This window comes from Pseudomonas sp. GW-45, assembly GCF_056896675.1.
Genome location: NZ_CM167674.1, coordinates 3,909,290 through 3,935,062 on the forward strand (window position 1 = coordinate 3,909,290; position 25,773 = coordinate 3,935,062).

General features: G+C 52.4%; 24 protein-coding genes, 1 pseudogene and 2 other annotated features. Of the genes and pseudogenes, 14 read left to right on the forward strand and 11 right to left on the reverse strand.

The window, feature by feature from the left end:
• The first annotated feature begins 243 nt into the window (after positions 1 to 243).
• The 6 genes from AC1XYH_RS18460 to AC1XYH_RS18485 all read left to right on the forward strand — a co-directional run bounded on the left by AC1XYH_RS18460 (position 244) and on the right by AC1XYH_RS18485 (position 8,326).
• On the forward strand, positions 244 to 813 hold the full coding sequence (locus tag AC1XYH_RS18460; RefSeq protein WP_483324574.1) for a hypothetical protein: 570 nt from the start codon (positions 244 to 246) through the stop codon (positions 811 to 813).
• Entirely contained in the window at positions 813 to 3,194 is a 2,382-nt protein-coding gene (locus AC1XYH_RS18465; RefSeq protein WP_483324575.1) for a hypothetical protein, read from the forward strand. The genes AC1XYH_RS18460 and AC1XYH_RS18465 overlap by 1 nt, the downstream gene beginning before the upstream one ends.
• A 19-nt stretch (positions 3,195 to 3,213) precedes the next feature.
• Positions 3,214 to 3,579, forward strand: coding sequence for a hypothetical protein (locus AC1XYH_RS18470; RefSeq protein WP_483324576.1), 366 nt, complete (start codon positions 3,214 to 3,216; stop codon positions 3,577 to 3,579).
• Positions 3,580 to 3,590: 11 nt separating this feature from the next.
• Positions 3,591 to 4,813 (forward strand): IS3 family transposase gene (locus AC1XYH_RS18475; protein WP_483324577.1). Its coding sequence is split into 2 segments (ribosomal slippage): positions 3,591 to 3,876 and positions 3,876 to 4,813, totalling 1,224 coding nucleotides; the frame shifts between segments, so codons are not numbered across the junction.
• Positions 3,869 to 3,985, forward strand: a sequence feature (AL1L pseudoknot). Its footprint overlaps the gene before it by 117 nt.
• Positions 4,814 to 4,941: 128 nt before the next feature.
• On the forward strand, positions 4,942 to 7,401 hold the full coding sequence (locus AC1XYH_RS18480) for a tyrosine-type recombinase/integrase (RefSeq protein ID WP_483324578.1): 2,460 nt from the start codon (positions 4,942 to 4,944) through the stop codon (positions 7,399 to 7,401).
• A 703-nt stretch (positions 7,402 to 8,104) separates the two neighbouring features.
• A complete protein-coding gene (locus AC1XYH_RS18485) occupies positions 8,105 to 8,326 on the forward strand; it encodes a hypothetical protein (protein ID WP_123891462.1) in 222 nt (73 codons plus the stop codon).
• A 1,029-nt stretch (positions 8,327 to 9,355) separates the two neighbouring features.
• Here AC1XYH_RS18485 and AC1XYH_RS18490 read toward each other — a convergent pair.
• The 5 genes and pseudogenes from AC1XYH_RS18490 to mreA all read right to left on the reverse strand — a co-directional run bounded on the left by AC1XYH_RS18490 (position 9,356) and on the right by mreA (position 11,723).
• A complete protein-coding gene (locus AC1XYH_RS18490; RefSeq protein WP_483326415.1) occupies positions 9,356 to 9,439 on the reverse strand; it encodes a YHYH domain-containing protein in 84 nt (27 codons plus the stop codon).
• 64 nt (positions 9,440 to 9,503) lie between these two features.
• Positions 9,504 to 9,767, reverse strand: coding sequence for a TraX family protein (locus AC1XYH_RS18495; protein WP_235869805.1), 264 nt, complete (start codon positions 9,765 to 9,767; stop codon positions 9,504 to 9,506).
• A gap of 94 nt (positions 9,768 to 9,861) precedes the next feature.
• Positions 9,862 to 10,295 (reverse strand): annotated as a pseudogene (locus tag AC1XYH_RS18500) (YqaA family protein).
• 3 nt (positions 10,296 to 10,298) lie between these two features.
• The gene (locus tag AC1XYH_RS18505) at positions 10,299 to 11,426 is read right to left on the reverse strand and encodes a nickel/cobalt efflux transporter (RefSeq protein WP_123891464.1); all 1,128 of its coding nucleotides are present in this window, start codon (positions 11,424 to 11,426) and stop codon (positions 10,299 to 10,301) included.
• Positions 11,427 to 11,435: 9 nt separating this feature from the next.
• Complete coding sequence (gene mreA, locus AC1XYH_RS18510) at positions 11,436 to 11,723, reverse strand: metal-sensing transcriptional repressor MreA (protein WP_123891465.1); 288 nt, start codon at positions 11,721 to 11,723, stop codon at positions 11,436 to 11,438.
• A gap of 527 nt (positions 11,724 to 12,250) precedes the next feature.
• Here mreA and AC1XYH_RS18515 point away from each other — a divergent pair.
• The 3 genes from AC1XYH_RS18515 (at position 12,251) to AC1XYH_RS18525 (ending at position 13,858) form a co-directional block, all read left to right on the forward strand.
• Complete coding sequence (locus AC1XYH_RS18515; protein ID WP_372237936.1) at positions 12,251 to 12,988, forward strand: HupE/UreJ family protein; 738 nt, start codon at positions 12,251 to 12,253, stop codon at positions 12,986 to 12,988.
• A gap of 12 nt (positions 12,989 to 13,000) precedes the next feature.
• Positions 13,001 to 13,663 (forward strand): transmembrane anchor protein, encoded by a 663-nt coding sequence (locus tag AC1XYH_RS18520; protein ID WP_123891467.1) that lies wholly within the window; start codon positions 13,001 to 13,003, stop codon positions 13,661 to 13,663.
• A gap of 69 nt (positions 13,664 to 13,732) precedes the next feature.
• Positions 13,733 to 13,858: a hypothetical protein gene (locus tag AC1XYH_RS18525; protein WP_256671457.1), complete on the forward strand. Its 126-nt coding sequence runs from the start codon at positions 13,733 to 13,735 to the stop codon at positions 13,856 to 13,858.
• A 604-nt stretch (positions 13,859 to 14,462) separates the two neighbouring features.
• Here AC1XYH_RS18525 and AC1XYH_RS18530 read toward each other — a convergent pair.
• Together AC1XYH_RS18530 and AC1XYH_RS18535 are read right to left on the reverse strand one after the other, a co-directional pair.
• Positions 14,463 to 15,625, reverse strand: a protein-coding gene (locus tag AC1XYH_RS18530) for an IS3 family transposase (protein ID WP_339667071.1) whose coding sequence is annotated in 2 segments (ribosomal slippage) — positions 14,463 to 15,370 and positions 15,370 to 15,625 — 1,164 coding nt in all. Because the reading frame shifts where the segments join, the coding sequence is not laid out codon by codon here.
• A 126-nt stretch (positions 15,626 to 15,751) separates the two neighbouring features.
• Entirely contained in the window at positions 15,752 to 16,666 is a 915-nt protein-coding gene (locus AC1XYH_RS18535; RefSeq protein ID WP_016916432.1) for a cation diffusion facilitator family transporter, read from the reverse strand.
• Between the two features lie 204 nt (positions 16,667 to 16,870).
• Here AC1XYH_RS18535 and AC1XYH_RS18540 point away from each other — a divergent pair, with 204 nt between their 5' ends.
• From AC1XYH_RS18540 to AC1XYH_RS18560, 5 genes are all read left to right on the forward strand, one after another.
• Positions 16,871 to 17,791 (forward strand): bile acid:sodium symporter family protein, encoded by a 921-nt coding sequence (locus AC1XYH_RS18540; protein WP_027957952.1) that lies wholly within the window; start codon positions 16,871 to 16,873, stop codon positions 17,789 to 17,791.
• Positions 17,792 to 17,990: 199 nt separating this feature from the next.
• Positions 17,991 to 19,219, forward strand: a protein-coding gene (locus AC1XYH_RS18545; protein ID WP_483324579.1) for an IS3 family transposase whose coding sequence is annotated in 2 segments (ribosomal slippage) — positions 17,991 to 18,279 and positions 18,279 to 19,219 — 1,230 coding nt in all. Because the reading frame shifts where the segments join, the coding sequence is not laid out codon by codon here.
• Positions 18,269 to 18,385: a sequence feature (AL1L pseudoknot), on the forward strand. It overlaps the preceding gene by 117 nt.
• A gap of 65 nt (positions 19,220 to 19,284) precedes the next feature.
• Complete coding sequence (locus tag AC1XYH_RS18550; RefSeq protein WP_123891415.1) at positions 19,285 to 19,965, forward strand: Mu transposase domain-containing protein; 681 nt, start codon at positions 19,285 to 19,287, stop codon at positions 19,963 to 19,965.
• Between the two features lie 96 nt (positions 19,966 to 20,061).
• Positions 20,062 to 20,406, forward strand: coding sequence for an ATP-binding protein (locus AC1XYH_RS18555; protein WP_372237944.1), 345 nt, complete (start codon positions 20,062 to 20,064; stop codon positions 20,404 to 20,406).
• Positions 20,407 to 20,671: 265 nt separating this feature from the next.
• Complete coding sequence (locus AC1XYH_RS18560) at positions 20,672 to 20,782, forward strand: ATP-binding protein (RefSeq protein WP_372237943.1); 111 nt, start codon at positions 20,672 to 20,674, stop codon at positions 20,780 to 20,782.
• A gap of 167 nt (positions 20,783 to 20,949) precedes the next feature.
• On the opposite strand, the gene AC1XYH_RS18565 is transcribed toward AC1XYH_RS18560, so the two are convergent.
• The 4 genes from AC1XYH_RS18565 to AC1XYH_RS18580 all read right to left on the reverse strand — a co-directional run bounded on the left by AC1XYH_RS18565 (position 20,950) and on the right by AC1XYH_RS18580 (position 25,656).
• A complete protein-coding gene (locus AC1XYH_RS18565) occupies positions 20,950 to 21,081 on the reverse strand; it encodes a helix-turn-helix domain-containing protein (RefSeq protein ID WP_256671458.1) in 132 nt (43 codons plus the stop codon).
• A 906-nt stretch (positions 21,082 to 21,987) separates the two neighbouring features.
• Complete coding sequence (locus AC1XYH_RS18570) at positions 21,988 to 23,346, reverse strand: heavy metal sensor histidine kinase (RefSeq protein WP_182249977.1); 1,359 nt, start codon at positions 23,344 to 23,346, stop codon at positions 21,988 to 21,990.
• Positions 23,343 to 24,017, reverse strand: coding sequence for a heavy metal response regulator transcription factor (locus AC1XYH_RS18575; RefSeq protein WP_123891417.1), 675 nt, complete (start codon positions 24,015 to 24,017; stop codon positions 23,343 to 23,345). The genes AC1XYH_RS18570 and AC1XYH_RS18575 overlap by 4 nt, the downstream gene beginning before the upstream one ends.
• A gap of 319 nt (positions 24,018 to 24,336) precedes the next feature.
• Positions 24,337 to 25,656, reverse strand: a complete 1,320-nt coding sequence (locus AC1XYH_RS18580; RefSeq protein WP_123891418.1) for an OprD family porin — start codon at positions 25,654 to 25,656, stop codon at positions 24,337 to 24,339.
• Between the last annotated feature and the right edge of the window lie 117 nt (positions 25,657 to 25,773).

The window sequence follows — 25,773 nt, forward strand, 5'->3', positions numbered from 1 at the left end:
TGAGTATCGCCTAAAATGGACCGACCTGAGTATTTGATATTTTTCACCTCGGAAATGGCCTTCCGATAAGGGCGAAGCGCTGGGCTCCATCTACTTTTTTCTAGAAGCAATTTGCGCTTGGAAGTCATTGACTCTGCTGTGGCTGGTAGTAAAAACCTCCAATTATTGGCAAGCACAGGCGTTACGAGCGAAGGCTAAGAATTTAAAAATCCACGCTTCAAGCCTGCTTGGAGGTAATCCATTATGGCGTCATATAAAAAGCTACAGTTGAGCCATCTGTACCCCCACTCTGCGATAGTTTCAGCGGTGGAGGCGTCTCTAGAGCTCGATGACCAGATGAATTTAAAGCAGTTCAGCGACGATATGCTGAATACGCTGCAGCAGTTGCAGCCAGCGCATGTCGTGCAGGCAGAGTCAGGGCTGTTGGAGCTGAAGAAGTACCATTTTTTTGCAGGTTGGCATCTGTTTCATGAGTTGCGCAGACGCGGCATGACTACGATTTACGCGGTCGTCCATCAAGCACCCTTAGCTGATATTGAAGAGCGGGCAGTGATGGCTGAATTGGGCATGTCTAGCCTTGTTAGTATTAATGAATGCTACCAACCAAGCGCTTTCCAGTTGTTAAGAAAGCACGAGTTGCTATGGCCGAAAATTTTCTCTGGTGACCGGCCGCGCACACCGGCTACCGCGCTTGAAAGCCTGTGCGGCATATCGCGATATGCTGCACAACGCATCGCCGCGCCAATAACTCCTCCGTCAAAACCAAGCTTGCTCGAGGAAATGCTGTCCAAGCAATCTAAGGGCAATAGCTAGTGATAAACGCGCTTTTCACAATAAGGCAAGATCCCACTACCATCGGTGCGCTCGTACAGAGAGCCAACCGAATCCTGATTAAATTCACCGAGAATGCTGACAACGGTACGACGCTGATACATCTCGCGCAGAAACACATTACCGACAAAACAATAGGCGATAGGCCTGCCGAAGATCAAAAGCTGTTACAGACCCTTGAGTCGTTGCGAGGAGATAAGAAAATTTCTGAAGCTCAAGCTGAGGCTTTTTTATGCACACCAGCGGACACGCCCGAGCTGCAAAGTTTTCAGGCTGTAGTGTTACTCGCTGCCCTGGAGCACCAGAAGCGTTTCGGTAAACCTGAAAGACCATTGAGAGCCATGATGGTATTTCGCCTGTTGTATGAGGATCGAGCAAAATCCCAAAAGCGATTACGTGCCATAGAAGTTGATAAATATCTAGCTGTTGCTTGGCACTCTGTTGAGGAAATCGTGTCGAGAATTGACCTGATTTTCGAAGAGCTGTCCGACGACAGCTTGAGCTATGCTCATCAACGACTGATGCCGGTACGGCGGATCCTTAGAGACCTGATTGCAGAGAGTTTGGAAAACCTGCGCACGTCCAGCTCCAGCAGTGGGGAAGCGGTAATTGATGCGTATAAGTTAGCCGCTGAGCATGAAAAGCCGACAGGTTCATTAAGAACAGGAGATACGAATCAGGCTATTGAATCTTACGGCGATTTCGGTAGCTATCCCGATGTCGCATCAGCGGCGGAGCCGGACCAGCTGCATGGCCGCGATGTGGCCGAGACAGAGGACGCTCCCGCCTATATCGAGCTGTCTGCTCAGCCGATCCTCTCGGATACTACACAAGATCCATCAGAGCGCCGCGCGGACAACCAAACGTCCGGTGTATTTTTGGCGACACAGTTTGAAAGAAGCGCCCCAGCCAGCCTACGTAGATCGCACGTCCTGAGTGCTGTGCATGCGAAAACCGTTGCTGGCAGCATTGAAAGGCGTGAAAAACGGCTGATATGCCTTACTAACAGGTTAAGCAAATATGAAACTGAAATACTGATTTCGGAGCTCAAAAGCCGTATGCAGCAGTGCGACGCTTCATACATGCTGTACTTAGTTTTAGCAACGGGTCGAAAGCCTGCGAAACTTCTACAAGCAAGGCCGGTAGCTGTTTACAGGGATTTTCAGGAGGTGGGAAGTGGATACTTTCTCGGGACACAGGAAATTTATTGGCTGTATCGTCAAGCATTGCCAGCCCATCGGCTGCCAAAGAGCCACCGATCGCTGCTTGATCAGCAACAAACCCCTGTAGTACTCCCAGTGCCGTGTAGCGCGGAGGTGATGCGTCACTTCCCTGAAACGGACAGTCAAGAGCTTGAGCTTCAAGCTGAAGCGCTTCTCAAAAAGATCAATAAAGCGAACTCAACCAACCTGTCGATTGGGAAAATCGCTGATCACTTGGCGAATTTTCTGCATCATCAGGGAGTAGACGATGTTCTTATCGCTCTCATTACCGGTAACCCGGACATCCAGGAAGCAGGGCTTTATTACACTCAGTATGACTCCGTTTCCATCTACAAGGCATATCAAAGGTACCGGGAAAAGGAGCTGCGGGCTGAAACTCAGGATCCCATTGAGAGCAAGGTCGCGCTTGGCGGCTCACAGCTTGTAGTCACAGAGAATGCAGTTACTGGTATTTTCGATCATCTACAAAAAAACGTTCAGGCATTACAAGGCCAAGGCTGGGATAAGGTCCATTACGGCTATGTGATGTACGTGCTCCATTTACTTAATTTCACTACCGGTCATCGTCCCGTTCGAGATCCCTTTGATGACATAGAGCACATCGACCTTATCAGTAAAAAAATCTTCATTTCAGATAAAGAGTCGAGATTAACAACCAGCTCTGCACGAACCCTAGTTTTGCCAGATATAGCTGTGACTCAGATCGGGCTCTACATAGAGCACCTAGAAAAACTGCATGTACAGATGCAAAGCTTATCTCCTGAATTTGCTCAACAGGTCAGTAGCGTTCTGAATGGCAAGAGCCCGCTTTTCTTCTTGATAGATAGGGGGAGTGCGATTGACGATATCCGCATGGCTCAGCTGTCACCTAAGAGTGTTGTGCATTTCTGGTCCGGTGTTTTAGATCTGCCACCCAACTGGCACCGCCATTTTTTGCGTACCTATTTGTCGCAGCAAAAAATGGTTTCTGGGGAGTCGATTGATACCTGGATGGGGCACGCTAAGCCCGGGCAGGAGGGCCTAACTCGGTATAGCGGTATGAGCATTAAGTCTCTCGAGACGATTGCTCTCAAAATCGAGCAACTTTGTATAAAACTGAAAATCATTCCCCTTACCAGTCAAGGTCGTTCCGATGGGTAGACCTATGTATGGCTCGGCAATGCGGGCTGAAAAAGGTAAATCTAAGTTATCCAGTGCCGAAGCACAGGTGCTGAGCAATATGGCCAGCATGATCGCTGCCCACTTACCTGCATTATCAGAAAAGCCTGTGAATAGTGAGGAGTTTAATACCCAAGTAAAGAGCTTTCAGGGCTTCCTCCGGACGGAGTATCAAGACAGCACAAGACTCCGGATTGCTTACCATGCATTGGCTAGCTACGTAGCAACGGGTAACGAGAAGGGTTGGTGGCAGCTGGACATACCGTCGATGATCGCCAGGATCCCTCGAACCACTAGCAGCCGTAGTCAAAGAAACTTCAAGGCAGGAGTGAATCACACCGGGTTTCATGGAGACCTCAACTCTTGAGAGAATGAGGCATGAAAAAATCCAACACCTACTCCCCTGAAGTTCGTGAACGTGCCGTGCGCATGGTTCTGGAGAACCTGAAAGACTACCCATCCGAATGGGCCGCGATCGAATCCATTGCGCCCAAGATCGGCTGTGTGCCCCAGACACTGCATGGCTGGGTACGCAAGTACCAAACGGATAGCGGACACCGTCCCGGTCAAACGACGGAGGAACGGGAGCGCATTAAAGCGTTGGAACGGGAGAATCGCGAGCTGCGCAAGGCGAATGAAATTCTACGTTTAGCCAGCGCGTATTTTGCCCAGGCGGAGCTCGACCGCCGCAACAAGTTCTGAACGCCTTCGTCGATGAGTACCGTGACCGTTACGGAGTCGAGTCGATCTGTCGAGTGATACAGATTGCTCCGTCTGGTTACTACCATCGTGCAGCCCAGGCACGCGACCCAGAGCGTCAGAGTGTCCGTTCCAAGCGAGATGAACTGTTGAGTGATGAAATCCAGCGCGTCTGGGATGACAACATGCAGTGCTACGGTATCGTGAAGGTATGGAAACAGCTTAAGCGGGAAGGCATTTATACGGCACGATGCACTGTACAGCGGTTGATGCGCCGGCTTGGACTACAGGGCGTTCGACGCGGCCTGGTCATTCGTACAACGGTGCCTGATGGAAGGGTGGTATGCCCGCTGGACAGAGTCCATCGGCAATTCCATGCGGATCGCCCAAACCAGTTGTGGGTATCAGATTTCACCTACGTTTCCACATGGCAAGGCTGGCTGTATGTGGCGTTTGTCATTGACGTTTTTGCTCGCCGAATCGTTGGCTGGCGTGTGAGCAACAATATGAGAACAGAGTTTGTTCTGGATGCACTGGAGCAAGCTTTGTATGCCCGACAGCCGGAGCGTGAAGGAAGCCTGATTCATCATAGCGACCGCGGCAGTCAATACGTCTCTATTCGGTATACGGAGCGTCTCGCCGAGGCAGGAATAGAGCCCTCCGTAGGCAGTAAAGGGGATAGTTACGATAATGCTTTAGCAGAAACCATCAACGGATTGTACAAGGCGGAGCTGATTCATCGGCAGTCCTGGAAGAGCCGCGAAGCGGTTGAGATCGCTACGCTGGAATGGGTTCATTGGTACAACCACCAACGTTTGCTAGGATCGATTGGATATATACCGCCGGCAGAAGCTGAGGCAAACTTCTACCGGCAGCACAGTGGTCAGGCTATCGCAGCCTGACTTAAACGAAACGGTCTCCACGAAACCCGGTGTGATTCAGAGTTAATGCAGGGAGGTTCTACGAGAGCTGGCTACAAAAGTTAGCTAATGAAAAACACTCGCCCGACCTTAAAGTCAGGCTTGCAGACGTGCTCATTTCTGCAGTTTTTTACGGTGGTCTGGCGAATCCGCGGGCGGTTACCAGTCTTGCAAATCTGCTCGTCAGCGAACCGAAGCCTTTACAGATTGCCGATGGTCATACTGCCTATGTCTGGATAGATTTGGTCTTAAGTGGAGGTAATGACCCTCTGAATGATAGGGTCTCTTCTGAGAGCGGCACGAGTTGGCAAACACTTCAGCGTTTTTATCCAGACAACCGAACACTCGCTCAGCTTTTAAAGCTCCAGCACATAAAGATTCATAAAACTTCAGAAAAACTCGAAGTGCTAGATCAACCGAGCGTCTGGGCGATTATCGAGAGCAGAATGGCTAGCCGCTCTCAAAAAAAGTCAATCATTAGCTTAGGTACCTTTTGCCAAGGGGCCCAAACGATAACAGAGACATTACCTGGTGTTGAGCTTCCACAGGCATTGCTAGAGTGTGCAGCGGGTCGTGTGGGTTCGGTGTCACTACCGCCGAAGTTTGTACAGAATTGGCTTCTGAAAAGCTTCGACGAAAATACCCCGAATACGTTCTCTTTGAGTGATGTGCAAATCGTATCGAAAAGTAGCCTAGCAACGGGTGCACCAGAGCGGGTAATACTCAAGCATCCCGAACATGTTGGCGGCATAACGCCCGTGGATGTTGTGATTAAGAAAGCTCGTGAAGCTTTGCAGTCAGAGGTTTCTGGAGAAAAGAACACACCGGCCCGAGCTATAAAGCGGTTGCAGGAACTACGCAATCAGGCACTCTCCTTCAATGCCGCCATTCTGGTTGACTGGCTTCTCGATAGGCTTATATACCGAAAAATCAAGGTCTCTTCAGCGCGGCGTTATTTCTCTGCTCTCGCTCGTCTGTGGCTGTTTCATACAAATGAAGCTGACATCGACGACATGGATGAGAACGAGCTCGAACAAATATATCGGCAGATACTCACGTTCAAGCCTGGGGATGAAGTCTCGTCGCAGAATTACCTTCAGGGTCGTTTGCAAGACTTGCACGGATTTGCATGCCAGTCGGATCAGTACGGCCTACCAGATTTAACAAGTTATTTTGAGTGCGTGGGCGATACACAAAAGCAGTCACAGGTAAGGGCAGGGTTCATCCCGGAACACAATTACCAAGGCATGCTTCAGGGTATTCAGAACCTGACGGGCGTAGATCGAGACACGAAGGAAGGTCTTTCGGTGCTTCTGATCCTGGCATACCGCACCGGAATGCGGAGAGGGGAGTTGCTCAAGCTGAGGCTTTCTGACATTGAAAGGTCTGATGAGCACTGGCTCTACGTTGTGAGCAATCGATACGGAAACAATAAAACAGACTCGGCACGTCGAAGAGTCCCCGTTTATCTGCTGCTACTACCTAGTGAGCTAGAAAGGTTTCGTCATTACGTGTACCAACGCGGCACACAAAATAAGAATCACGTAAGCACACTGCTTTTTTCAGAATCACATGCGGTGACGGTTCCTCACAGCGGGACCATGGTTTCAGGTCTGACAAAAGCTCTTTTAAGCTTCCAAGGTCTGGACGAACTCTCCTTTCATCACCTCAGGCACAGTACTTTGACAACCCTATTCATTGTAATGGAGGAATCCCCTGACTTGATTGAAGCACTGACCGGATACAGTCGAGAGCAGGCTAAAATAATACGGTCAGAGTTGTTTTGCTCAAACCCGATGTGTGACCGAGATAAGTACAGTGCGCTTGCTGGTCTTGCCGGGCACCTATCACCCGATACGACCTTTCTGTACTACATCCATGAGACAAGTCTTTTTATCTGGAGGAGGCTTACAAAATACGACCCGGTGCTCGAGAAAGAACATATCTCTAGTCTGAGTGGGCTTTCATCTCAGACGATAAATACTCATTTTAAGGATAGTGGCATCGCCGTCAGGTTGTCAGCCTTGCGCCCCGAAATTCTTAAACGGCTTGCGCCGATGTCCCGAAGATTCCAGTCAAGCGATATAAGCACTATGGCAGCTGAGGCTTTTCAGTACGCATCACCAAAACCGAGGGCTACAGTTCTTGATTGCTACACAGTTCTTCGCGATCTTGAGGGGGGTGACCCTATCTCGACGCTTTGTGTACGTTATTACATTGATAAAACGAAAATAAAAGGATGGCTGGAAGCGGCGACGCAAATACAAAATCTAGTAACCAAGGCTGGGAATCGGCGACATTTTCCAAAGCGCATGAGCTCAACCGCTATCGGGATCCCACTAGCGCCCATAAGGCCTCAAGATAGGGCTACAGCGAAGGAAACTGACAGAGTGATCTCGCTTTTGCGAGACGCATTCGGGAAAGATAAGGGAGCGATTAGGTGGTGTATCGATTACTGGAAAAAAACACCAGCCAAACGAAGCAGGGCATACGATTTACCTGCTTGGATGATGCAGGAAAATTCATCAATTCACTTGAGAAGGTCATACCTAAAAGGCGCTGGGAATTAAATATTTTGCTTGCGCCAAAGGCGCGCATCGAAGAACTGAATGTTTGGCATTCGCTCGGAATAAGCACTCATTTGCAAGAAGCTGCGCAAGGCAAGTCGATTCAGGCGTACCTGAGATTGCGGCATGTCAACGAGGATGAAATCGTTGGGAAAAGGAAAAATATAAAACAGTACTCCTCGCAGCTGCTTAACTATGTTTTTCACATGCTTGCGATAATGGTCGACGGAGATAGTATTGAAAAGCCCTAGCGCAGATTCAGGCTGAATTTCTGGCTTGGGCAGCTCAGTAGATGAGAGGAGCGTCCTTGGACGTAGCTTAGCCAGGCATCAAGAATGGCTGTCTGCCCTTACCTGTACTGTCTTAAAGCTTGAGGGGGGCATACCCGTTACAGATCGATTGGACAAATACTGGACGCAGTCGACGGACTGAACCACACACCGTCAGTCATGTGGGCGTGTGTTGGCTATACGCTTACGACCACTACATGGATTTCCTATTAGAGCAGTGGCATAGTTGAGCAACAGATAGGCTTTCGCTTAGACTTTTAGAGCTTGCTAAAAACACAAGCAGGCAACAATTCCCCAATGAAAAATTACAGTTTTGTAATTTTGCGCTCACCTTGCTGTCAGGTTTGAAGTCTTAAACTGTGAACAGTGAAAAGCCGCCATCCGATAGGCGAGCTTAACAAGAGCAGGGGATTAAAATGAACTTCTTAAAATCTATCGCGATCAGCAGCACCCTATTATTCTTTGTAGGTATGGCCAGTGCCGAAGAAGGTTTGGATAGGTCGAAGCGATTTCATGAAAACGCCCGTGAAAAACAAACTCGCTTATCTGAAGAGGAACACTCAGGTCATCAAAAGCAAGAAGCCGTCCAAGCAAGGCAAGATCAGCGTCAGGACGGTTTAGATCAGGCGGACAATTGAGACGCGGTAAAGATAAATCAATATTTATGCTTCAATCAAAAAAACCAGGCCACTATTACTCAAGTACAAATCACTCAGTATTTTGAGTGTAGTGGTTAAGTGATCCTGGACACTGAGTTAAGTTTTCCATAACACGAGCCCTGCGTTGAATTGTTGTGGTCGTTGCCAGTTGTATCGACGCATCGGAAATCGACCAATATCCTACCGGGCTAGCGATGCAGTCATGTAACACATCGCCAGTATACATTCCGTTTTCAAGCTTCGAAATAAACGCCCCATTGGGGCATTGCCGTGACAGTCCTCGCGCCGACTCATGGGTAATCCCCATCCATAGCGTTCGCTAGAAATAGAGGTTAAGTCCCTAGGGCCAGCTTTTGTTTGAGGGTAATGCCTCCGAGGACCATATTTGGGCGCTCGTGATTATATGTCCAGATTCAGTTCGATCTCTGACCTTGCACCGCAGCTATCGACTCAAATAAGTAATGCCCTAATCAGTCGTATTGCACTGTTAGGTTGCACCGCTCGACGTAGGCGTTTTGCAGCTGGATGTACTCCCGACGGATGTCATGTTTCAGTCCAGGCTACCAGCTTGTTGCTAATGTGCTCAGGGCAGTTGTCGCTGCGGATGGCGAGCGGTTTGCCACGCTACAAGATCATTTGATCCAAGGCGTGAACGACACGCTCTGTGGGCAGAGACAGATCAACGTCCATCGCCAGTGCTTTGCGGTTAAAGTCATCGATTAAATTGTGTATTCCAGCGTTTCTGACATCCAATTCCAACGATTGTGACCCACTTACGCTGGAGGTCCTGACCCATCCATTCCAATGATGGTGACCCACCGTGCTGACGATTCTGGCCCGCTCCGCAGATTCGTGCATAAAAAGTCCCGGACATGCCGGGGCGGAAACAGGGTCCTAGTTTTATGCCCAAACAAATGAAACCAGGATCTCAAACTCTTTATCAGGCTCTGTACATCTGTATCTGGGTACTACAGATGTGAGGGGCCGCCAGTCGCTACAGGCTATTGCTTAATGGCAGTGGTAATCGCCTGTTTTGTGGTTGCGGTGGCAACCTTTCGAGTCCGTACCATCGCTGTGGGCGAGGGCTGCCACGGAGGTTAGGGCGAGAACGGCGGCAATAAGAACAGCAGAAGACTTCTGAAGTGAGGCATCTGCATTAGCTGAGCGAGCGGATCAGATGCAGTGCTGCTAGATGGGCAGGGTAGAACCAATAACCCCAGGGTTTGACCGGCCAGCTCCTGAAACGGCCGGGGCGGCGCAGCAGCAATAGCCCAAGCAAGGGAGCGGTGAACGCTGTGAGCAGAATCAGCAAGGTATAGGGCTGGAACTCCCAGTCCGCGAGCCAGCGGTTGCGGCTGCTGGCCAGCAGGCAAAGTGCGGCAGGCAATAGCCACACAAGGCCGGGACGCTGAATAGCCAATCAGCCGCCTGCGGTCAGAGGTAGCGCAAATGATCCAAGAGCATGCTCAGCATCGCCAGCCATTTGATCAGATCCAGGTTGGCATCGCGCGCGCTCACCCGAGCCAGCCAAGCGTCACGACCGCCAGCAGCAAATAGCCGGCTGCTTTGGCCAGTGTCACTATCAACAGAAAACTCGAGAGTGTTTCGCGCATGACACCCGCCACTACGGTTAGTGGGTCACCAATGATCGGCACCCAGCTCAATAGCAGCGACCGAAGCGGTGATAAGCCTGCTAGGCCTTTTCGAGCTAGCCTTCGCTGACGGGAAACCAGCGCTTGTGCCGGTAGTGCTCGATAGAGCGAACCAGCAGCCAGTTCAGCGCCGAGCCCAGCACATTGCCTGTGGTGACCACCGCCAGCAGTACCCAGGCTGCATACTGGTCGGTCAATATCATCCCGAGCAGTACCGCCTCCGACTGCATGGGCAGCAGCGTGGCGGCACTTAAGGTGGCGAGAAACAGGCCGAAATATGCGGATAACTCCCACATCGGCTAGGCGTTCAGGCCGATCCAGCCATGGACGCCGACGTAAATCCCCACGCCGATAATCAACAAGCTGGACAGGTACGGGGCGCGACGCGCCACGGTGCCAAACCAAGGCCAACGATTGGACGCTTGGCGTGCGCCGAGAGCGGCAGCGGCACCAACAGTGACTAGGGTAATGGCCAGACCAATGCTGAAGCACAGTACCAAGACGGCTCCCAACGCGACCTCCTTCACTTGCAGGCACAGCAGCAACACAGTGATTGCTGCTGGACAGGGAATCAGGCCGCCCGTCAGGCCGAACATGATGATTTGGCCAGTAGTGACTTTACGGTTTCTGAAGCGCTTGCGGATGTCATTGGCATGCGCGCGCTCGTGGGAATCCTGATAGCCCTCTAGCGACAGCTCCAGTCCCTCCAGCTCAGTGTGAGCGTGATCATGACCGTGGCTATGCTCGCGGAACTCTAGGTCATAGTCATGGGGGTGACCGGCATGGCCCAGGCTCAAGCGTGCCGTGAACTCATGGGGCTCGGGAATCTCGTCCAGCGACTCTAGGTAGTCGCCCCGACCCACGAAGCGAAACCGTTGGGCCAATCCATCGGGGCGAGTTGTCAGTAGGCTCACTTCAGCAGCTGGCCAGTTATGGCCAGCCAGGTTCCTCAATCGCCAGCGCGGCGGGACGCCTTCCTCGAAGATCGACAGCTCGATACGTCCGTGCCCGGTGTCAATGCGGTGCGTTTCATCGTGATTTTCATGCAAGTGATCATCACTTTCCTCGAAGTGCCACATCTGTTCTCCACGCCAAGTACGCCAAAGCATCCATACCGCGATGACAATGATGATCGCGGCAGAGGCTAGCTGGAAATACGGCTCAGTGGTTTCGGCGTCCAAGTTCTGCCCGAGGTACATGCCGGCCATTGCCACCGCCCACACAACCGCAGTGTGCGAGAGCGTTGCGGCCAACCCCAGGAGCACCGCCTGCTTCACTGAACCACGAATGGCCACGATGAACGCTGCCATCATAGTCTTCGAATGCCCCGGTTCCAGGCCGTGCAAGGCCCCTAGAAGGATAGCGCTAGGAAAGTACAGCCAGGCCTGCGAGGCCCCCTGTTGCAGAAGTTCGGCGAAGCTAGACATAGGATGGACCTAAAGATACTTGGTGATTTGCTTGAAGTCTTCAAGTGAGGCGCGTTCGCCTGTCGCGAGGGCTTCGACTGTGTGTTCCAGGCAGTGGTCAATGTGATCTTGGATAAGCACACGCTTGGCTTGGCAGACAGCTTTTTCCACTGCATGCAGCTGCTGAGCTATGTCTACACAGGGGCGGCTGTCTTCGATCATGGTTACGATGCTGCGCAGATGACCTTCTGCGCGCTTCAATCTTTTGACGATGTCCTTATGGCTTTGGTGCTGATGTCCGTGCTCGTGTTCGCTCATGACTTGAGTCTCGTGCGTCGATGAATTATGCTCGCATGCTATCCCCCTGGGGGGGATAAGGTCAATCCGTCCAGCCCTCCAGAAAGCCAACCACTGCTTAGGCATCGAAAGAGCCACAACATGCTCGGTAAGTCCATCATTACCAAGGTACTTTTTGCTCTTGCTCTCGCCATATTGATAGCGTGGGCCGGGCATACATCTGCGCTTTTTATGGGTTCGAGCCAGCAGCCTTGGATTGATGACAGCACCATTCATTCTCATACCTATGGTGATGAAAAATTGACCTGTGCTACGTACGGGGATCATTGCCACTCGCCGCTGACCGCAGATCATTTACATGAAACACCGCATCTAACTTCACTGCTAAGCATCAGTACGGAGTCAGAGCGAACACAGTCAAGGGAAGCACCTCGCTATTCCATTCCTCCCAGACCGATCTTCCTGATCGAGCGGCCCCCCCGCCCTGAACTCGTGCTCTGACATAGGCCGCCATGCGGCCCAAAATCACTGTAACTCAGGACTTAATTATGCAATCGCTATCTATGCGAGCAATGGACGCATCTCCGGTGCGCCGGAGTCGCTTTTTACTACTGTTGCTGCTGCTCATGGCACTGCTGTTTCTCGGCATGCCTGAAGCACTAGCCCATGCTGTTGCCGAAGGCGACAAGGGATTTATCCAAGAAAGCTCCGGTGTGATGGTACTGCCGTTTATCTACATGGGCGCTAAACACATGATTACCGGCTACGACCATCTGCTGTTTCTCTTCGCGGTGATCTTCTTCCTCTACCGCCTAAAAGATGTGGGCTTCTACGTCACTATGTTTGCCGTAGGCCACACCATCACACTTCTGCTGGGCGTGTTGGCGGAAATCAGCATCAGCTCTTATGTGATCGACGCCATTATCGGCTTTTCGGTGGTGTACAAAGCACTCGATAACCTAGGAGCGTTCCAACGGTGGTTCGGTCACCAGCCAAATACGAAAGTAGCCACTTTGATATTTGGGTTACTCCATGGCTTTGGCCTAGCGACCAAGATTCAGGAATACAATATTTCGGCAGACGGCCTGATACCTAATTTGATTGCCTTCAACGTCGGCGTTGAAATTGGCCAGCTATTGGCTCTGAGCGCCATCTTGATTGCCATGGGCTACTGGAGGCGCACCGCTAGCTTTTGGCGTCATGCCTACGCTGCCAATGTCGCCATGATGAGCGCCGGCTTCCTGTTGATGGGTTACCAGCTCACCGGACTGATCGTTTCTCAATAAGGAATACTAAGCATGTTTAATACTAAGCTTCCGATCCAAAGTGAATTGCCGACCAGCCGCCAGTTGCTGCGCTCTACTGTGATCGCCGTAGGTGTTGCCGCTGTCTTATTGGTCACTGTTGTTATGCCCTCTGAGTACGCAATCGACCCAACGGGCGTAGGTCGCGCACTCGGACTGTCCCAGATGGGCGAAATTAAAATAACTCTGGCCGAAGAAGCGGCAGCGGATGCAGCTGTTCAGCCTGTTGCGGCTCCTGTTGCTCAAGCTCCTGCGCCTGCTCAGCCTTTGGCTCAAGAACAAGTTGCGGCAGTACCTGTGGCCACACCGGTAGTACCTCCTGAGCCAGCCCTGAAGTCCGATGAGGTAACGGTCACACTGAAACCGGGCGAGGCCAGTGAAATCAAACTGGAAATGCTCGACAAGGCCACAGTCAGCTACGAGTGGACAACCAATGGTGTGCCGGTCAACCACGACACCCACGGCGAGCCCTACAACGGCCCGAATGGCTATTTTCACAGCTACAGCAAGGGCAAGCAGGTTGAAGGCGACAATGGCGAGTTCACCGCCATCTTCGACGGCACCCACGGCTGGTTCTGGCGCAACCGCAGTAACAAAGATGTGACCATCACGCTCAAGACCAAGGGCGAGTACCTGAGCGTCAAGCGAGTTATCTAAGGCAAAAAGCCCCTGCGTCTGAGAGCGCCGGGGCTTTACATACATGATCGAATTTAAAAGGAATACACGATGAAAACCACGACTACCCTGAGTCGCACACTGCTGTTTTTTTGCCTGCTCGGCCTGCTGTCGGCATGTGGTGGCGAACCAGAAACTCAGTCGGACGTTGAAAGCCACGGTCATGCGCATGATTAAAAGCTAACAACCCGCCATGTTGAGTTGCAGCAATAATCAGTGCGTTGAATATCGCCCTAGCCATTGCTGCAAGTAACAAGCAAGACGCCACCATAGATCTGATCTGATCGTCAGCCCCAACTCTCGAAAACTATTTGGGCTACGCTAAAGCGATCTTGCTTGCTGCCAAAAGTTTTCCCGGCTCCAGAGTGATGTTGCAGACTGCAGGGTAAGCCTTGTATTCCCTTGGTGCAAGGCATGCTGACACTTACTCAGAGGAGATACACAATGCTTTTGTCGGGTGCCGCTGCGCTTGGAATGACGCAGCGTCAACGCATAGAGCTACTGGAGAGCGTCGAAGACACACTAGACTTCCTGACATCCAGCCTGACCTACCTGATACACGCGGAAAAGCCAGCGGATACAGCCAGATGCTGCCTCAATCGTAGAGTGGAAAGCCTTGGCTAAGGAGGTGTTCGATATCCAGTATGCGCTGCCGGGTTCGGACGTGAAGACCTACCAGTGGGTTATCGAGACCTATGGTCAGCGTCACCGCGAGCTGCGACCGCGGTATATGGCTAAGTAGCTAACGGCTCAATGACTGGCTGCACAGGACGTGTAGTGGTCAACTGATACCGGACAGTATTTTAAGTTTTTCTTCCGCCGCTACCGGCGATACACCACCGTTGAACGTATGCGGTCGTTGCTCGTTGTAATAGCCCATCAGGTAGTCAGCAACATCCCTTTGCGCCTCTGGCAGACTTCGATAGCCAAAGGCAGGTATCCACTCTGATTTCAGGCTTCTGAACAGCCTTTCCATTGGAGCATTATCCCAACAGTTTCCACGCCGGCTCATGCTCTGCTGCATACGGTATCTCCAGATCCGCTGGCGGAACTTGCGGCTTGCGTACTGGCTTCCTTGGTCCGAGTGGAACATGACATTGTCCGGCCTGCCCCGCTGTTCCCAGGCGTGATCCAGCGCTTTTACAACAAGGTCTGCATCTGGACTGGCTGACATGGCCCAGCCAACGACACGGCGCGCATACAGATCCAGCACTACAGCAAGGTAACTCCAGGCCTGACCGGTCCATACATAGGTAATGTCGCCACACCAGACTTGATCGGGTTGATCGACCACAAATTCCCGTGCCAAATGGTTCGGAATGTCGATCCGCTCGACCGTCGCCTGTTTGTAGGCATGAGGCCCTGGCTGTTTGCAAATCAGTCCCAGCTCGCTCATCAGACGCCGCACCTTGAAGCGCCCAGCAGCTATGCCTTCTTCGCTGAGCAGACCCACCATGGTCCGGCTACCTGCAGAGCTCCGGCTCTTCGAAAACAACCGGTTTACCTTTGCTTTCAAGGCAAGCCGCTCAACATCTATCCGACCCCGGCGTTGGCGGTAATCGTAATAGCTTGAACGACTAACATCGAACGCTGCGCAGACCATCTCGACAGGCATTTGCTCACCCAACTGGTCTATCAGCGCGTACGATTCATTTCGTCCGACATCAAGAGAGCGGTAGCCTTTTTTAATATAGTTTTCTCCATCTCAAGGCGTTTACAGCGGGCCTCGAGCTCCTGGATCCTGCGTTGCTCTGGCGTCAGGGCTTTGCCCTTGGGCGTGACACCCTGACGCTCCTGCGACAACTGATCGACCCAGCGGCGAAGAGCGCTTTCTCCCACGCCGAGAGAAGTACAAGCCTGGGGAATGCTATATCCTTGATCAAGCACCAGGCTGGCTGCCTCCTGCTTGAACTCGGGTGAAAAAGTGCGTCGTTTCCTGGTCATCTGACACCTCGCTTAGGGTGGCGATTTTACCACCTACGTTGGTGTCCGGGATTAGTAGACCACTACAAATCGCTATGGGAGTAAGCCGCTCGCTACCTACCTGAGCCGGGAGTCGGCCTCGGTCTATCACTCGTGCCCATATAGATTGGCATTTTGATGCGCGTGGTCACTATGCTCAAACTCTAGGCTGGAATGAGCAATACTGAAGCGCATTTTAAGCTGCTCCTTGATCTCTGCTTTGACGGATTCAAGCTGCTGCCAGCCGGTTTCTGTCAGAACCACGTGGCAGTCAAGGGCTGCCATGTTTTCCTGCATCTGCCATAGATGCACATGGTGAATATCCTGGACTCCCTCGATATCTCGTACGGTCTCAACGACTGCCTGCCCGTCAATGTCCGGGGGAGATCCCAGCATTAGCGTACGGATAGGGCCGCCAATTTCAGAGAAGGCTAGGTAAAGAATATATAGCGCAATCCCTATCGTGATCGCGGGGTCCACCCAGCGCATGTCGTACAGTAAAATAAGCGAACCACCGATAATCACGGCGATGGAGGCAAACGCATCCGATAAGTTATGCAGAAAAAGGGCGCGGATATTGACACTCTCTTTTTGCATTGACCACGTGAGCATGGCGGTAAGGGCATCGACGACGAGCGCGACGCCACCAATAATCACGATCGTCCATCCCTCTATCTCAGGGGGATCGACCATCCGCATAGCGCCTTCGTAAATCAGGTAGACACCGACAATAATGAGGGTGGTGTAATTGATGAGTGCTGCCACTATCTCGATGCGGCCATAGCCAAAGGTCATATGCGCATCGGCAGGCCGTCTGGCGATTTTACGAGCAGCAAAGGCAATGACTAATGCTGCCATGTCAGAAAAGTTATGTAACGCATCAGCGATCAGCGATAGGCTCCCCGCCATAATGCCACCGACGATTTGTGCGATGGTTAAGAGCCCATTGGCCCAAATGGAGATGCTGACGCGCCGGTCGCCAGAGGCAGGATCAATGTGGGGATGATCATGATGATGTCCCATCTGTTACCTTCTCTCGAATTATCTGTTCTTGGTACTATAAAACCTCTAGCAACTAAAGCTTCAACCCTTGAGCATTATCTATTTGCATCGCTGGATTGGGAAGCACGTCCCTAGCTACCAAGGAGCCTTTGTGTGCTGGGCCGAAGGTTATCATGTTTTAGGTGCGGGGCTCAATCCACTTCAACCGGTAACGTCCAATCCACCATGGGTAGATTCATTTATTTTGTCGAGGCGCACCTTGTCTGGTTTGTAATCGTCGTCGCGGGGGGAGGCTTACTCTTTCCGGCCACCGGAATAATGCTTAAGTTCGCGATTGGGCCATTACTGGCATTACTGATGTTGATTATCAGCCTCACATTCGATGCGCATGCAGTGCGCATCGTGTTCCGAAAGCCGTCACGGCAGTTGTTGGCATTGGGGCTGGTCTATGGGCCTATGTCGATTGCCGGGTGGCTAACGGGCCGTCTATTTTTTGGAAGCGGCCCGCTGGCTGCTGGCCAAACCTTGCTCGGCACGCTGCCGACAGATGTGTCTTCTCCTCTTTTGGTACTGATGGCGAAAGGCAATGTGGCGCTTGCCGCTGTTTTCAACGCAGTCAACACCGCGTTATGTCCGTTTATTGTTCCCTTCCTGTTTTTATGGCTCACCGGCCTTCAGTTAGACGTGCCGCTTGGATCAATTATTCTTGAATTAACACTAATCGTGCTTCTTCCTACCGTGATTGGGGTCAGCTTGCGTACAAGGTTCTCGGCTTTCTTTGCACGGCATGATTCAGCGTATGCAGGGATAGGGTCGATTCTGTATCTGCTGATCCTACTCGCCGTGGTCGGGCCGAATGCCACCACGATCATTGGCTATGGCTGGTATGCGTTTGTGATTGCGGGCGCGGCCCTGTGCCTCAATTTGATTGGGTACCTGGTAGGTATGTCCTCACGGTTACTCACCTCTGATCGCAAAGAGGTGATTACCTATCTTTTCACGGTCAGTAAAAAGGAATTCAGCATCGCTGCAGCGTTTGTCGCTGCTTCTGGCTTGCCATCAGAGATCGCAATTCCAGCCGCTTTTTTTGCCGTGATTCAAATGATCACTTCGCCCATCGCAGCGAAGATCCTCGCCCGCCACTGAAGGGATGGCCGTATCGGCTCTTCGTCAGAAGAGCAACCTGCACACGGGGTGTACAGGTTGCTCTTACCGACAAAACAGACACCGCTACTCATAAAGGTGGCAAATAGTACCTATGCTAAGTCACTGCGACCAATACTGACCTTGCTAAATGAACCGCCCCGGGTTTCGCGGAGGCTTCAACTCCTGAGAAGATGAAGCCATGAACAAAACAAACAAGTTTTCCCCTGAAGTCCGTGAACGAGCCGTGCGGATGGTGCAAGAGCATCGCGGCGACTATCCCTCGCTGTGGTCGGCGGTCGAGTCGATTGCACCCAAGATCGGCTGCGTACCCCAAACGTTGCTGGAATGGGTCAAGCGTGCAGACGTCGATGCCGGCGTACGGCCGGGCGTCAGCACAGCCGACGCGCAACGCGTCAAAGAGCTCGAGCGCGAGGTCAAGGAGTTGCGCCGGGCCAACGAAATACTCAAGGTGGCCAGTGCGTTTTTCGCCCAGGCGGAGCTCGACCGCCGGCTGAAGTGATCTACGCTCTGGTGGATGGACACCGGGATGCTTTTGGGGTCGAGCCAATCTGCACGGTGCTGCAGATTGCCCCGTCAGCCTATCGCCGGTATGCCGCCCGCCGTCGAAATCCGGATTTGCAAAGCCACCGAGCCCGGCGCGACAGCAAGTTGATGCCAAAGATCGAAGCTGTGTGGAACGCGAACCTGCAAGTTTACGGTGCTGACAAGGTTTGGAAGCAGATGAACCGTGAAGGAGACGCCGTGGCCCGCTGCACGGTCGAGCGGTTGATGCGACGACTTGGCCTGCGCGGAGTCCGGCGTGGCAAGATCGTCCGCACCACAGTCAGCGACCACAAGGCTCCGTGCCCGCTGGACAAAGTGAACCGGCAGTTCCGAGCCGACCGACCGAATCAGTTGTGGGTGTCCGACTTCACCTATGTTTCCACTTGGCAAAGCTGGCTGTACGTGGCCTTCGTTGTGGACGTCTTTGCCCGGCGCATTGTCGGCTGGCGGGTGAGCCCATCGATGACAACCGACTTCGTGCTGGATGCGCTGGAACAAGCCTTGTACGAACGTCAGCCTGAACGCGGTAGCCACCTGATCCACCATAGCGATCGCGGGTCGCAATACGTCAGTATCCGCTACAGCGAACGGTTGGCCGAGGCTGGCGTGGAGCCGTCGGTAGGCAGCAAAGGGGACAGCTACGACAATACCCTGGCTGAGACGATCAACGGCCTGTACAAGGCCGAAGTGATCCACAGACGCTCGTGGCGCAATCGTGAGCAGGTGGAACTGGCCACGCTCCAATGGGTGCATTGGTTCAATCACCAGCGACTGCTCGAACCCATCGGATATATACCGCCCGCAGAGGCTGAGGCAAACTACTATCGGCAACTAGCCAGTCAGGCTTCCAAGGTGGCGGCTTGACTTAAACCAAACAGCCTCCGCGAAACCCGGGGCGGTTCAAAGATAAGGGCAAAGTGGAGGCCGGCGTGAAACTGGTTCAGCGCTGGTTGTTGGCAGCCCTGCGACACCGGCGTTTTTTCAGCTTAGCGGAACTCAATCAGGCCATCTTTGATTTGCTGCCGGCATTCAATCAGCGTCCGTTCAAACGCCAGCCGGGCAGCAATCGGCAAAGTTTGTTCGTCGCAGTGGCTCAGCCTGCGCTCCAGCCTCTGCCTGCCCACTCCTACGAGCATGCGGATTGGCGCTTCAAGGTACGGGTACGTAGTGACTACCTAGTGGAGTACGACAACCACCATTACTCGGTGCCAAGCCGACTGTTACAGCAGCAGGTGGATGTGCGCGCCACTGGGCAGATTGTTGAGGTCTTCTACAACCATTTGAGTGTCAGCAGCCATGCCCGTCAGTTTGTGTCTGGCATCAGCGTGCAGCCGGAACACCGGCCGTCTAACCATCAGTACTACGCCGACAGCCAACCCGCCGCATTGTTGACCTGGGAGGAGCGAGTAGGGCCTGCACTGCTGCGTCACCTGCACTACCACTTTACCGAACGTACCGTTGTGGCCAATGGGCGCAAGGCGCGCCAGCGCCTTGCGCAAGGAAGCCCACCTGCATGGCGATGCCCGACTGGAGGAGGCCTGTGCTTACGCGCTGACTATCAAGATCTTCGCATTGAAAAGTCTGCAATCCATCTTGCGCGAGCAACCTGACAAACGCCCTGGCCTGAAAGCTTTGCCCAGCTTGACACCCGCTCACGAAAACCCGCGCGGCGCCCATTACTTTGCCGATGAAAAGGATCACTCGACATGCTGAACCAGCAGATCCAAAACAAGCTCCAGCAACTGCACCTGTCGGGCATGGCCAAGGCCTACCGCGACCAGCTTGAGCAACCGCGCATGCAGGAATTGCCATTTGATGACCGCTTAGGCCTAATGGTTGATCGCGAACTCAGCGAGCGTGAGAACCGCAAATTGTCACGGTTACTGGAGCAGGCGAAACTGCGCTATGCCGCGCACCTAGAGGATGTGGACTATCGCAGCAGTCGCGGTCTGGATAAGCAAGTGATTGAAGGCTTGGCTAGCTGTCGCTGGATCGGTCAGCAACAGAACCTGTTGCTGACCGGAGCCCTGACTCGCCTGTGCCTTTGGTAGCCAGGCCTGACGGCAGGACTACTCAGTGGTTTATAAAAACGTCTCGAAACTCTACGAAGAACTGCAAATCGCCATAGGCGACGGCTCTCTCCCAAAGTATCGAACGGCCTTGAGCCAAAGTCCACTTGCTTATCCTCGATGACTTTGGGTTGGCTCCGGTAGAGCCTACGGTGGGGTATACCTTACTGGACATTGTCGATCAACGCATGCAAAGACCGGCTCGCTGATCATCACCAGTCAGTTCCCCACGGAGCACTGACACAGCATGTTTAGCGACGTCACGCTTGCCGAGGCCATACTGGATCGCATCGTCCACCGTTCGCACCGTATCGGACTCAAGGGCGAGTCACTGCGCAAGCAGGCTGCCAAGGCATAAATGATAGACAACGGAGGGGGATTACCCCCTTCGTCATTTTCGCGCCCGCGAAAATGACCGAGTCAGTGAGACTGCATCTCAAGTTGGCTTAGGCAGGCATACAGTAAGGCTTCGTCAGTATCTCGAAAATGCCCCTAAAATACCTCGATGCCCATCACCGCCGATGCTTAGGCAAGCACCAGCCCTTTGGCGCTAATAAAATCGTTGATGCGCACAATGAGCATGGTTTTACGCTGAATTGCGTCAGCATTGGCGCAACTGAGATCGGTATAGACATTCTGGCTGCCTTCTTCAATCAATTGAGACGACCTGCGAAGTAGGGATAGAGCGGATAGTTTAACGCTTTACGGATGGGTCAAAATCATCAGCGCAGTGGATCACCATCACTGGAATGGGTGGGTAAGAACATCCAGCGCGAGTGGGTCAGACCTACTGGAATAAAATGTCAAAATCACCAGCGCTCACATTAAATTGAATATCCGAAAGCTGCGGCCATCTGATAGTTGGTCGTGCATGAAGTCCGTCGTCCAGCACTGATTCATCGAGTTCGGCACCGCCAGCGACTGGGGCTCCCCCCTAACGATGCGCGCTCGGCTTGACCTGCAGATCGAGCTCCTGCTCGCCATAGATTCGACACACCCGATTGCGATTCCAGCGATAGCCTTTCACGTTGCGCAGATACAGGAAGAACAGGCCATAACCCTAGTTGGGTTGGTTGTGTGTGAGGTTAATGAGGTGGTCGGCGATCTTGACATTTTCTGATGACAAGCGCGGCTAGTAGCGATAGCAAGTAACGCTGACGTCAAAGGCAAAACAGCCAGGTTGGTGCTGATGTTGCCAGAGCTAACCGCTTGCTGTGACCTCTTGCGCCGCTGGCATGGCTTCACCATTTTTGACTTAGCCGCCTGGATGATCTCGGCCGTCAATCGCTCTTCGGCATGCCATTCTTGAGGCACTGGTTTTCATCCTCGATCTCGCGCAGCTGGGGCACTAACGAGCTGTTGATGCCGCCAAACTTGGCCCGCTACGCCGTGCATGATGCCATACTCACGGCATAACTCGGGTGCAGGGCTGCCGGCGTCGGCGTGCTTGAGAATAGAAATGCTTTGGCCTTCTGAAGAACGGGATGTCTCCACATAAAAATTTTTATCCGATTAGTAGGAAATTTTACTTCTGATGAATACTGACTCAGGGGGTTTGCCGAGTCAGGCGTGCCGAGGAAAAGTGAGTTTAAAAGTGGTGCGACCGCTCGTGCTAGCCACGGCCACGTGGCCTTGGTGGAGGTTCATCACTGAACGAACAATCGCTAGCCCCAAGCCCACTCCTCGAGATTGTATGCTGCCGGTGCGGTAAAAACGCTCGAACAGGAGTGGGAGATGGCTAGATTCGATAGTGGGGCCTTGATTGGTAACGGCCAATGAGATCGTTTCCAAGTCCTCCCGGATTTGAAGTTCTACCGTGCTGCCAGTGTTCGAATGTTGCAACGCGTTGGATAGCAGGTTGGAAATGGCTCGCTGGACCATGAGTTGATTTCCTAAAATCTTGGCATCGCCCGTTATCGTCATTGCGATTCCCGCTTCCTCAGCGAGTACTTCGAAATATTCACATACTCGTCTCGCGTCGTTCCCCAAGGATAATGGTTCCAGCTTCAGTGCTGGGCTGGCCTGGGCCAGAAACAGCATGTCTGACACAATTCGATCCATGCGTTCGAGCTCTTCTACCGACGATTCCAGCGCTTCAAGATATTGTTCCTTATTTCTCTCGCGTACTAGGGTGACCTGAGCCTTCCCTATCAGGTTGTTCAGCGGAGTTTTCAACTCATGAGCTACATCGTCCGAGAATTGAGACAAGAGCTGAACGCCATAATCGAGTCGATGAAGCATTATGTTGAGGCTATCCGCCAATGTCTGGAGCTCTTTGGGAAGCCGATCGATGCGGATTCGGGGTGACAGATCCTGCGTGGTTACCTTAGTCGCCAAAGCACGAAATTTACGCAGCGGTCGCAAGCCATTGTTTGCAACCAGCCATCCGGTCAAACAGATTAATGTCAGCAATACCGGCACGGCCACTAAAGCCGAGCCCAAGAATGCAGCCACCAACTGTTGATCGGCACTGCGATCTTGCGAAAGTAAAACCGTCATTTGAGGCAGTCCCGGAACCTGGATATGCTTGCGCCCAGTTAACATCAGCACATCCTCTTTCGCAGTCCATTCCAGAAAGTCACTATCTTTGTTAACGAGATCCAGCTGTTCCGGAGCACTGGCGAACCTTCCGATACTCAAAATAGGCGATTTCGCTGTATCGTTGACGACAGTAATCGAAAGGTTGTCATGGCCGAGTATCGTATCGCTCAGCGAATGTTGCCAAGGACGGCCTGTGCTGGATTCGGTATCTACGAGTACATGATCAATTTTTCCGAGATTATCCGTCATTTCCTCCTGGGCTCGCGAATCTAATTGGCGTACCAATACCCAGTAGCTCATCGCTATAAGCAGCGCGACCAAAGCGGCGCCGGCTAATGTGATTTGGAGCGCAAGTCTCGATGCGAGGCTGAGTGGCTTCAATGCCGCGCCTCTAGCACGTAGCCCACACCCCGAATGGTGTGTATCAACCGATTGCCAAAGGGCTCATCCACTTTCATCCGCAATCGACGAATCGCGACATCCACCACGTTGGTATCGCAGTCAAAGTTGATGTCCCAAACTAAAGCTGTGATCTCAGTACGTGTAAGCACCTCGCCAGCCCGGCGCATGAGCAGATGCAATAACGCGAATTCTTTGCTGGTGAGGTCGATACGCTGACCGTTTCGATAGGCCCAATGCCGGCTCGGGTCCAGCTCGAGGTCGGCTATATTCAGATTGCTCGGGAGTGCGACGGCCTCGCTGCGTCGCACCACTGTTCGGATGCGAGCGACCAGCTCAGGGAACTGGAACGGCTTGACTAGGTAATCGTCAGCGCCCAATTCCAAGCCGCGGATTTTGTGCTCCAGGCGGCCCTTGGCTGTCAACATGATGACGCGTGTTTGCTTCCGGCGCCGGATGAGTTCGAGCACCTCCCACCCATCCATGGTTGGTAGATTCGCATCAAGTAGCACGATGTCATAGTCGTTTTGCTGAGCTAGGTGAAACCCGTCGAGACCATCAGCCGTTCGATCGACCTTGTAACCACATTCGGTAAGACCCTGTTGTAGGTATTCTGCAGTTTTTATTTCGTCTTCTATAATCAAGATGCGCATGATTTCAGGTAGCTCGGAAAAGAGGTGTGCGGTAAGCGGAACAAAAATAATCTATGTATTAACTATAAGGTCAAGAAGAAAACGGTTTTTTATTAACGTAAAAGACAAATGAAAAAACTTTGCCTATGGATTTGGCAAGCAACCTAGCGCAGCAATAGTTTTTCGGGGTCATCCAGCTATTTTGTATCTACCGGAAATTTGGTTAACCCACAGCGCAAGGAAGTGCGTTGAAGCAAAAAAAGGCGCCCAGATGGGCGCCTGAAACACATCTTCTAACCTAGGGAGCAAAAAAAGAAGATGTGGTGTTGCCTATGGTACCTCACAGGATAGATAGCGGGTATTCAGCTATGAATCGGACTTCATCAAGGTCTGACTCAAAGTCAGTTGCCCGCGTAGTAGCCTGGCGTACCCTCAAAGAGAGCCCACTGAGAGAGCCTGTCTGTACAACATAGCGAGCTTCGACGTCGCGCTCCCATCGGCTCTGTCCTGTCAGCGCAGCACCGTTATCGTCTTGCCGCATGTACACCTCGTTCGCGTTGCTATAGTCAGCGCCCCAACCACTGGCGTAACGCGTCATGAACGTAAGCCCGGGGATCCCATAGTCCGCCATGTCCAGATCATAGCGCAGCATCAAAGACTGTTCTTTGGGTGAATTGAAATCGCTGTACTGTATGGAGTTATTCAGATAAATCGAGTCCGCTTGGCGCAGATAGTCAAAATCATTGTTGCCATTGTTTTGCTGATAAGATGCGGTAACGGCGTGCGCACCAAAAACGACACCCAAGCTGGAACTCCAGATGTTGTTGTTGAACTCACCCAACAGGTCACGACCTTCATTGGTTGCTTTGTAATAGTTGAAACCTCCCAGCACATCTACCATATCTGAGACTGGGTAGGTGGTCGCTAGACCAAAGTAATGTTGGTTCCAAACATCTTTGAGCCGGCTGGTATACAGACTAAAACTGATATTTTCGTTAACGCGATAGTCGCCCCCTGCGTAGCCGAGCCAAGACGCGTCGACATCCCCTCCGTAGAAGGTGACAAAGTCGTCGTTCGTGTTGCTAGTGTTGGGTTGGCTCATCGCGTGTAGGCGACCACCCTGGATGGTAAGGCCTTCCAGCGAATTGTTCACTACAGTGAAACCCTTGAAAGACTCCGGCAGCAGCCGTGAGTCACCGTAATGCACAACGGGCGTCGTGGGGAACACGTCACCGGCCTTGATCTCGGTATCGAACAGTCGCACTTTCACTGCGCCACCCACCCGAGTGAAATTATCCTCAGGATCGCCAGCGCTGTCGTAAGGAAGCAGGTCTATGCTGCCACCCACACCGGAGCGTCCCGAACCGGAATCGAGCTTGATTCCGAGCATAGAAAAGGCGTCGACGCCGACCTCCACCGAACCTTGGGTATATCCGGACTCGAAAAAAGCCATCACTCCGTGAGCCCATTCTTCAGAGTAGCCATTGCCGGTGGTGCTCTCACCGTCGCGAAAGTCTCGATTGAAATAATAGTTGCGATTTATTAACGAAAGCGTGCTGCCTTCGATGAAACCCTCCGCTGTTTCCGATTGAGCAAAGACCGGAGCGTTGCTTAGTGTCACTGAAATGGCTATCAGTGAAAGAGTGGTTTTTTTGCTCATGATAATGCTCCTGATGTGCGACATCATTTGCGCCTAGATGGCGCCTTTCGCATTAAATTTTTATTAATTATAGGCTTTTAAAGATGACCACAACATTAGCGGTAAATTACTATTTTG

Excerpts from the sequence above, each read along its gene's own strand:
- AC1XYH_RS18460 (WP_483324574.1), top strand. The coding sequence starts at position 244 with ATGGCGTCATATAAAAAGCTACAGTTGAGCCATCTGTACCCCCACTCT.
- AC1XYH_RS18470 (WP_483324576.1), top strand. The coding sequence starts at position 3,214 with ATGCGGGCTGAAAAAGGTAAATCTAAGTTATCCAGTGCCGAAGCACAG.
- AC1XYH_RS18485 (WP_123891462.1), top strand. The coding sequence starts at position 8,105 with ATGAACTTCTTAAAATCTATCGCGATCAGCAGCACCCTATTATTCTTT.
- AC1XYH_RS18505 (WP_123891464.1), bottom strand. The coding sequence starts at position 11,426 with ATGTCTAGCTTCGCCGAACTTCTGCAACAGGGGGCCTCGCAGGCCTGG.
- mreA (WP_123891465.1), bottom strand. The coding sequence starts at position 11,723 with ATGAGCGAACACGAGCACGGACATCAGCACCAAAGCCATAAGGACATC.
- AC1XYH_RS18515 (WP_372237936.1), top strand. The coding sequence starts at position 12,251 with ATGCAATCGCTATCTATGCGAGCAATGGACGCATCTCCGGTGCGCCGG.
- AC1XYH_RS18520 (WP_123891467.1), top strand. The coding sequence starts at position 13,001 with ATGTTTAATACTAAGCTTCCGATCCAAAGTGAATTGCCGACCAGCCGC.
- AC1XYH_RS18525 (WP_256671457.1), top strand. The coding sequence starts at position 13,733 with ATGAAAACCACGACTACCCTGAGTCGCACACTGCTGTTTTTTTGCCTG.
- AC1XYH_RS18535 (WP_016916432.1), bottom strand. The coding sequence starts at position 16,666 with ATGGGACATCATCATGATCATCCCCACATTGATCCTGCCTCTGGCGAC.
- AC1XYH_RS18540 (WP_027957952.1), top strand. The coding sequence starts at position 16,871 with ATGGGTAGATTCATTTATTTTGTCGAGGCGCACCTTGTCTGGTTTGTA.
- AC1XYH_RS18555 (WP_372237944.1), top strand. The coding sequence starts at position 20,062 with ATGCTGAACCAGCAGATCCAAAACAAGCTCCAGCAACTGCACCTGTCG.
- AC1XYH_RS18560 (WP_372237943.1), top strand. The coding sequence starts at position 20,672 with ATGTTTAGCGACGTCACGCTTGCCGAGGCCATACTGGATCGCATCGTC.
- AC1XYH_RS18575 (WP_123891417.1), bottom strand. The coding sequence starts at position 24,017 with ATGCGCATCTTGATTATAGAAGACGAAATAAAAACTGCAGAATACCTA.
- AC1XYH_RS18580 (WP_123891418.1), bottom strand. The coding sequence starts at position 25,656 with ATGAGCAAAAAAACCACTCTTTCACTGATAGCCATTTCAGTGACACTA.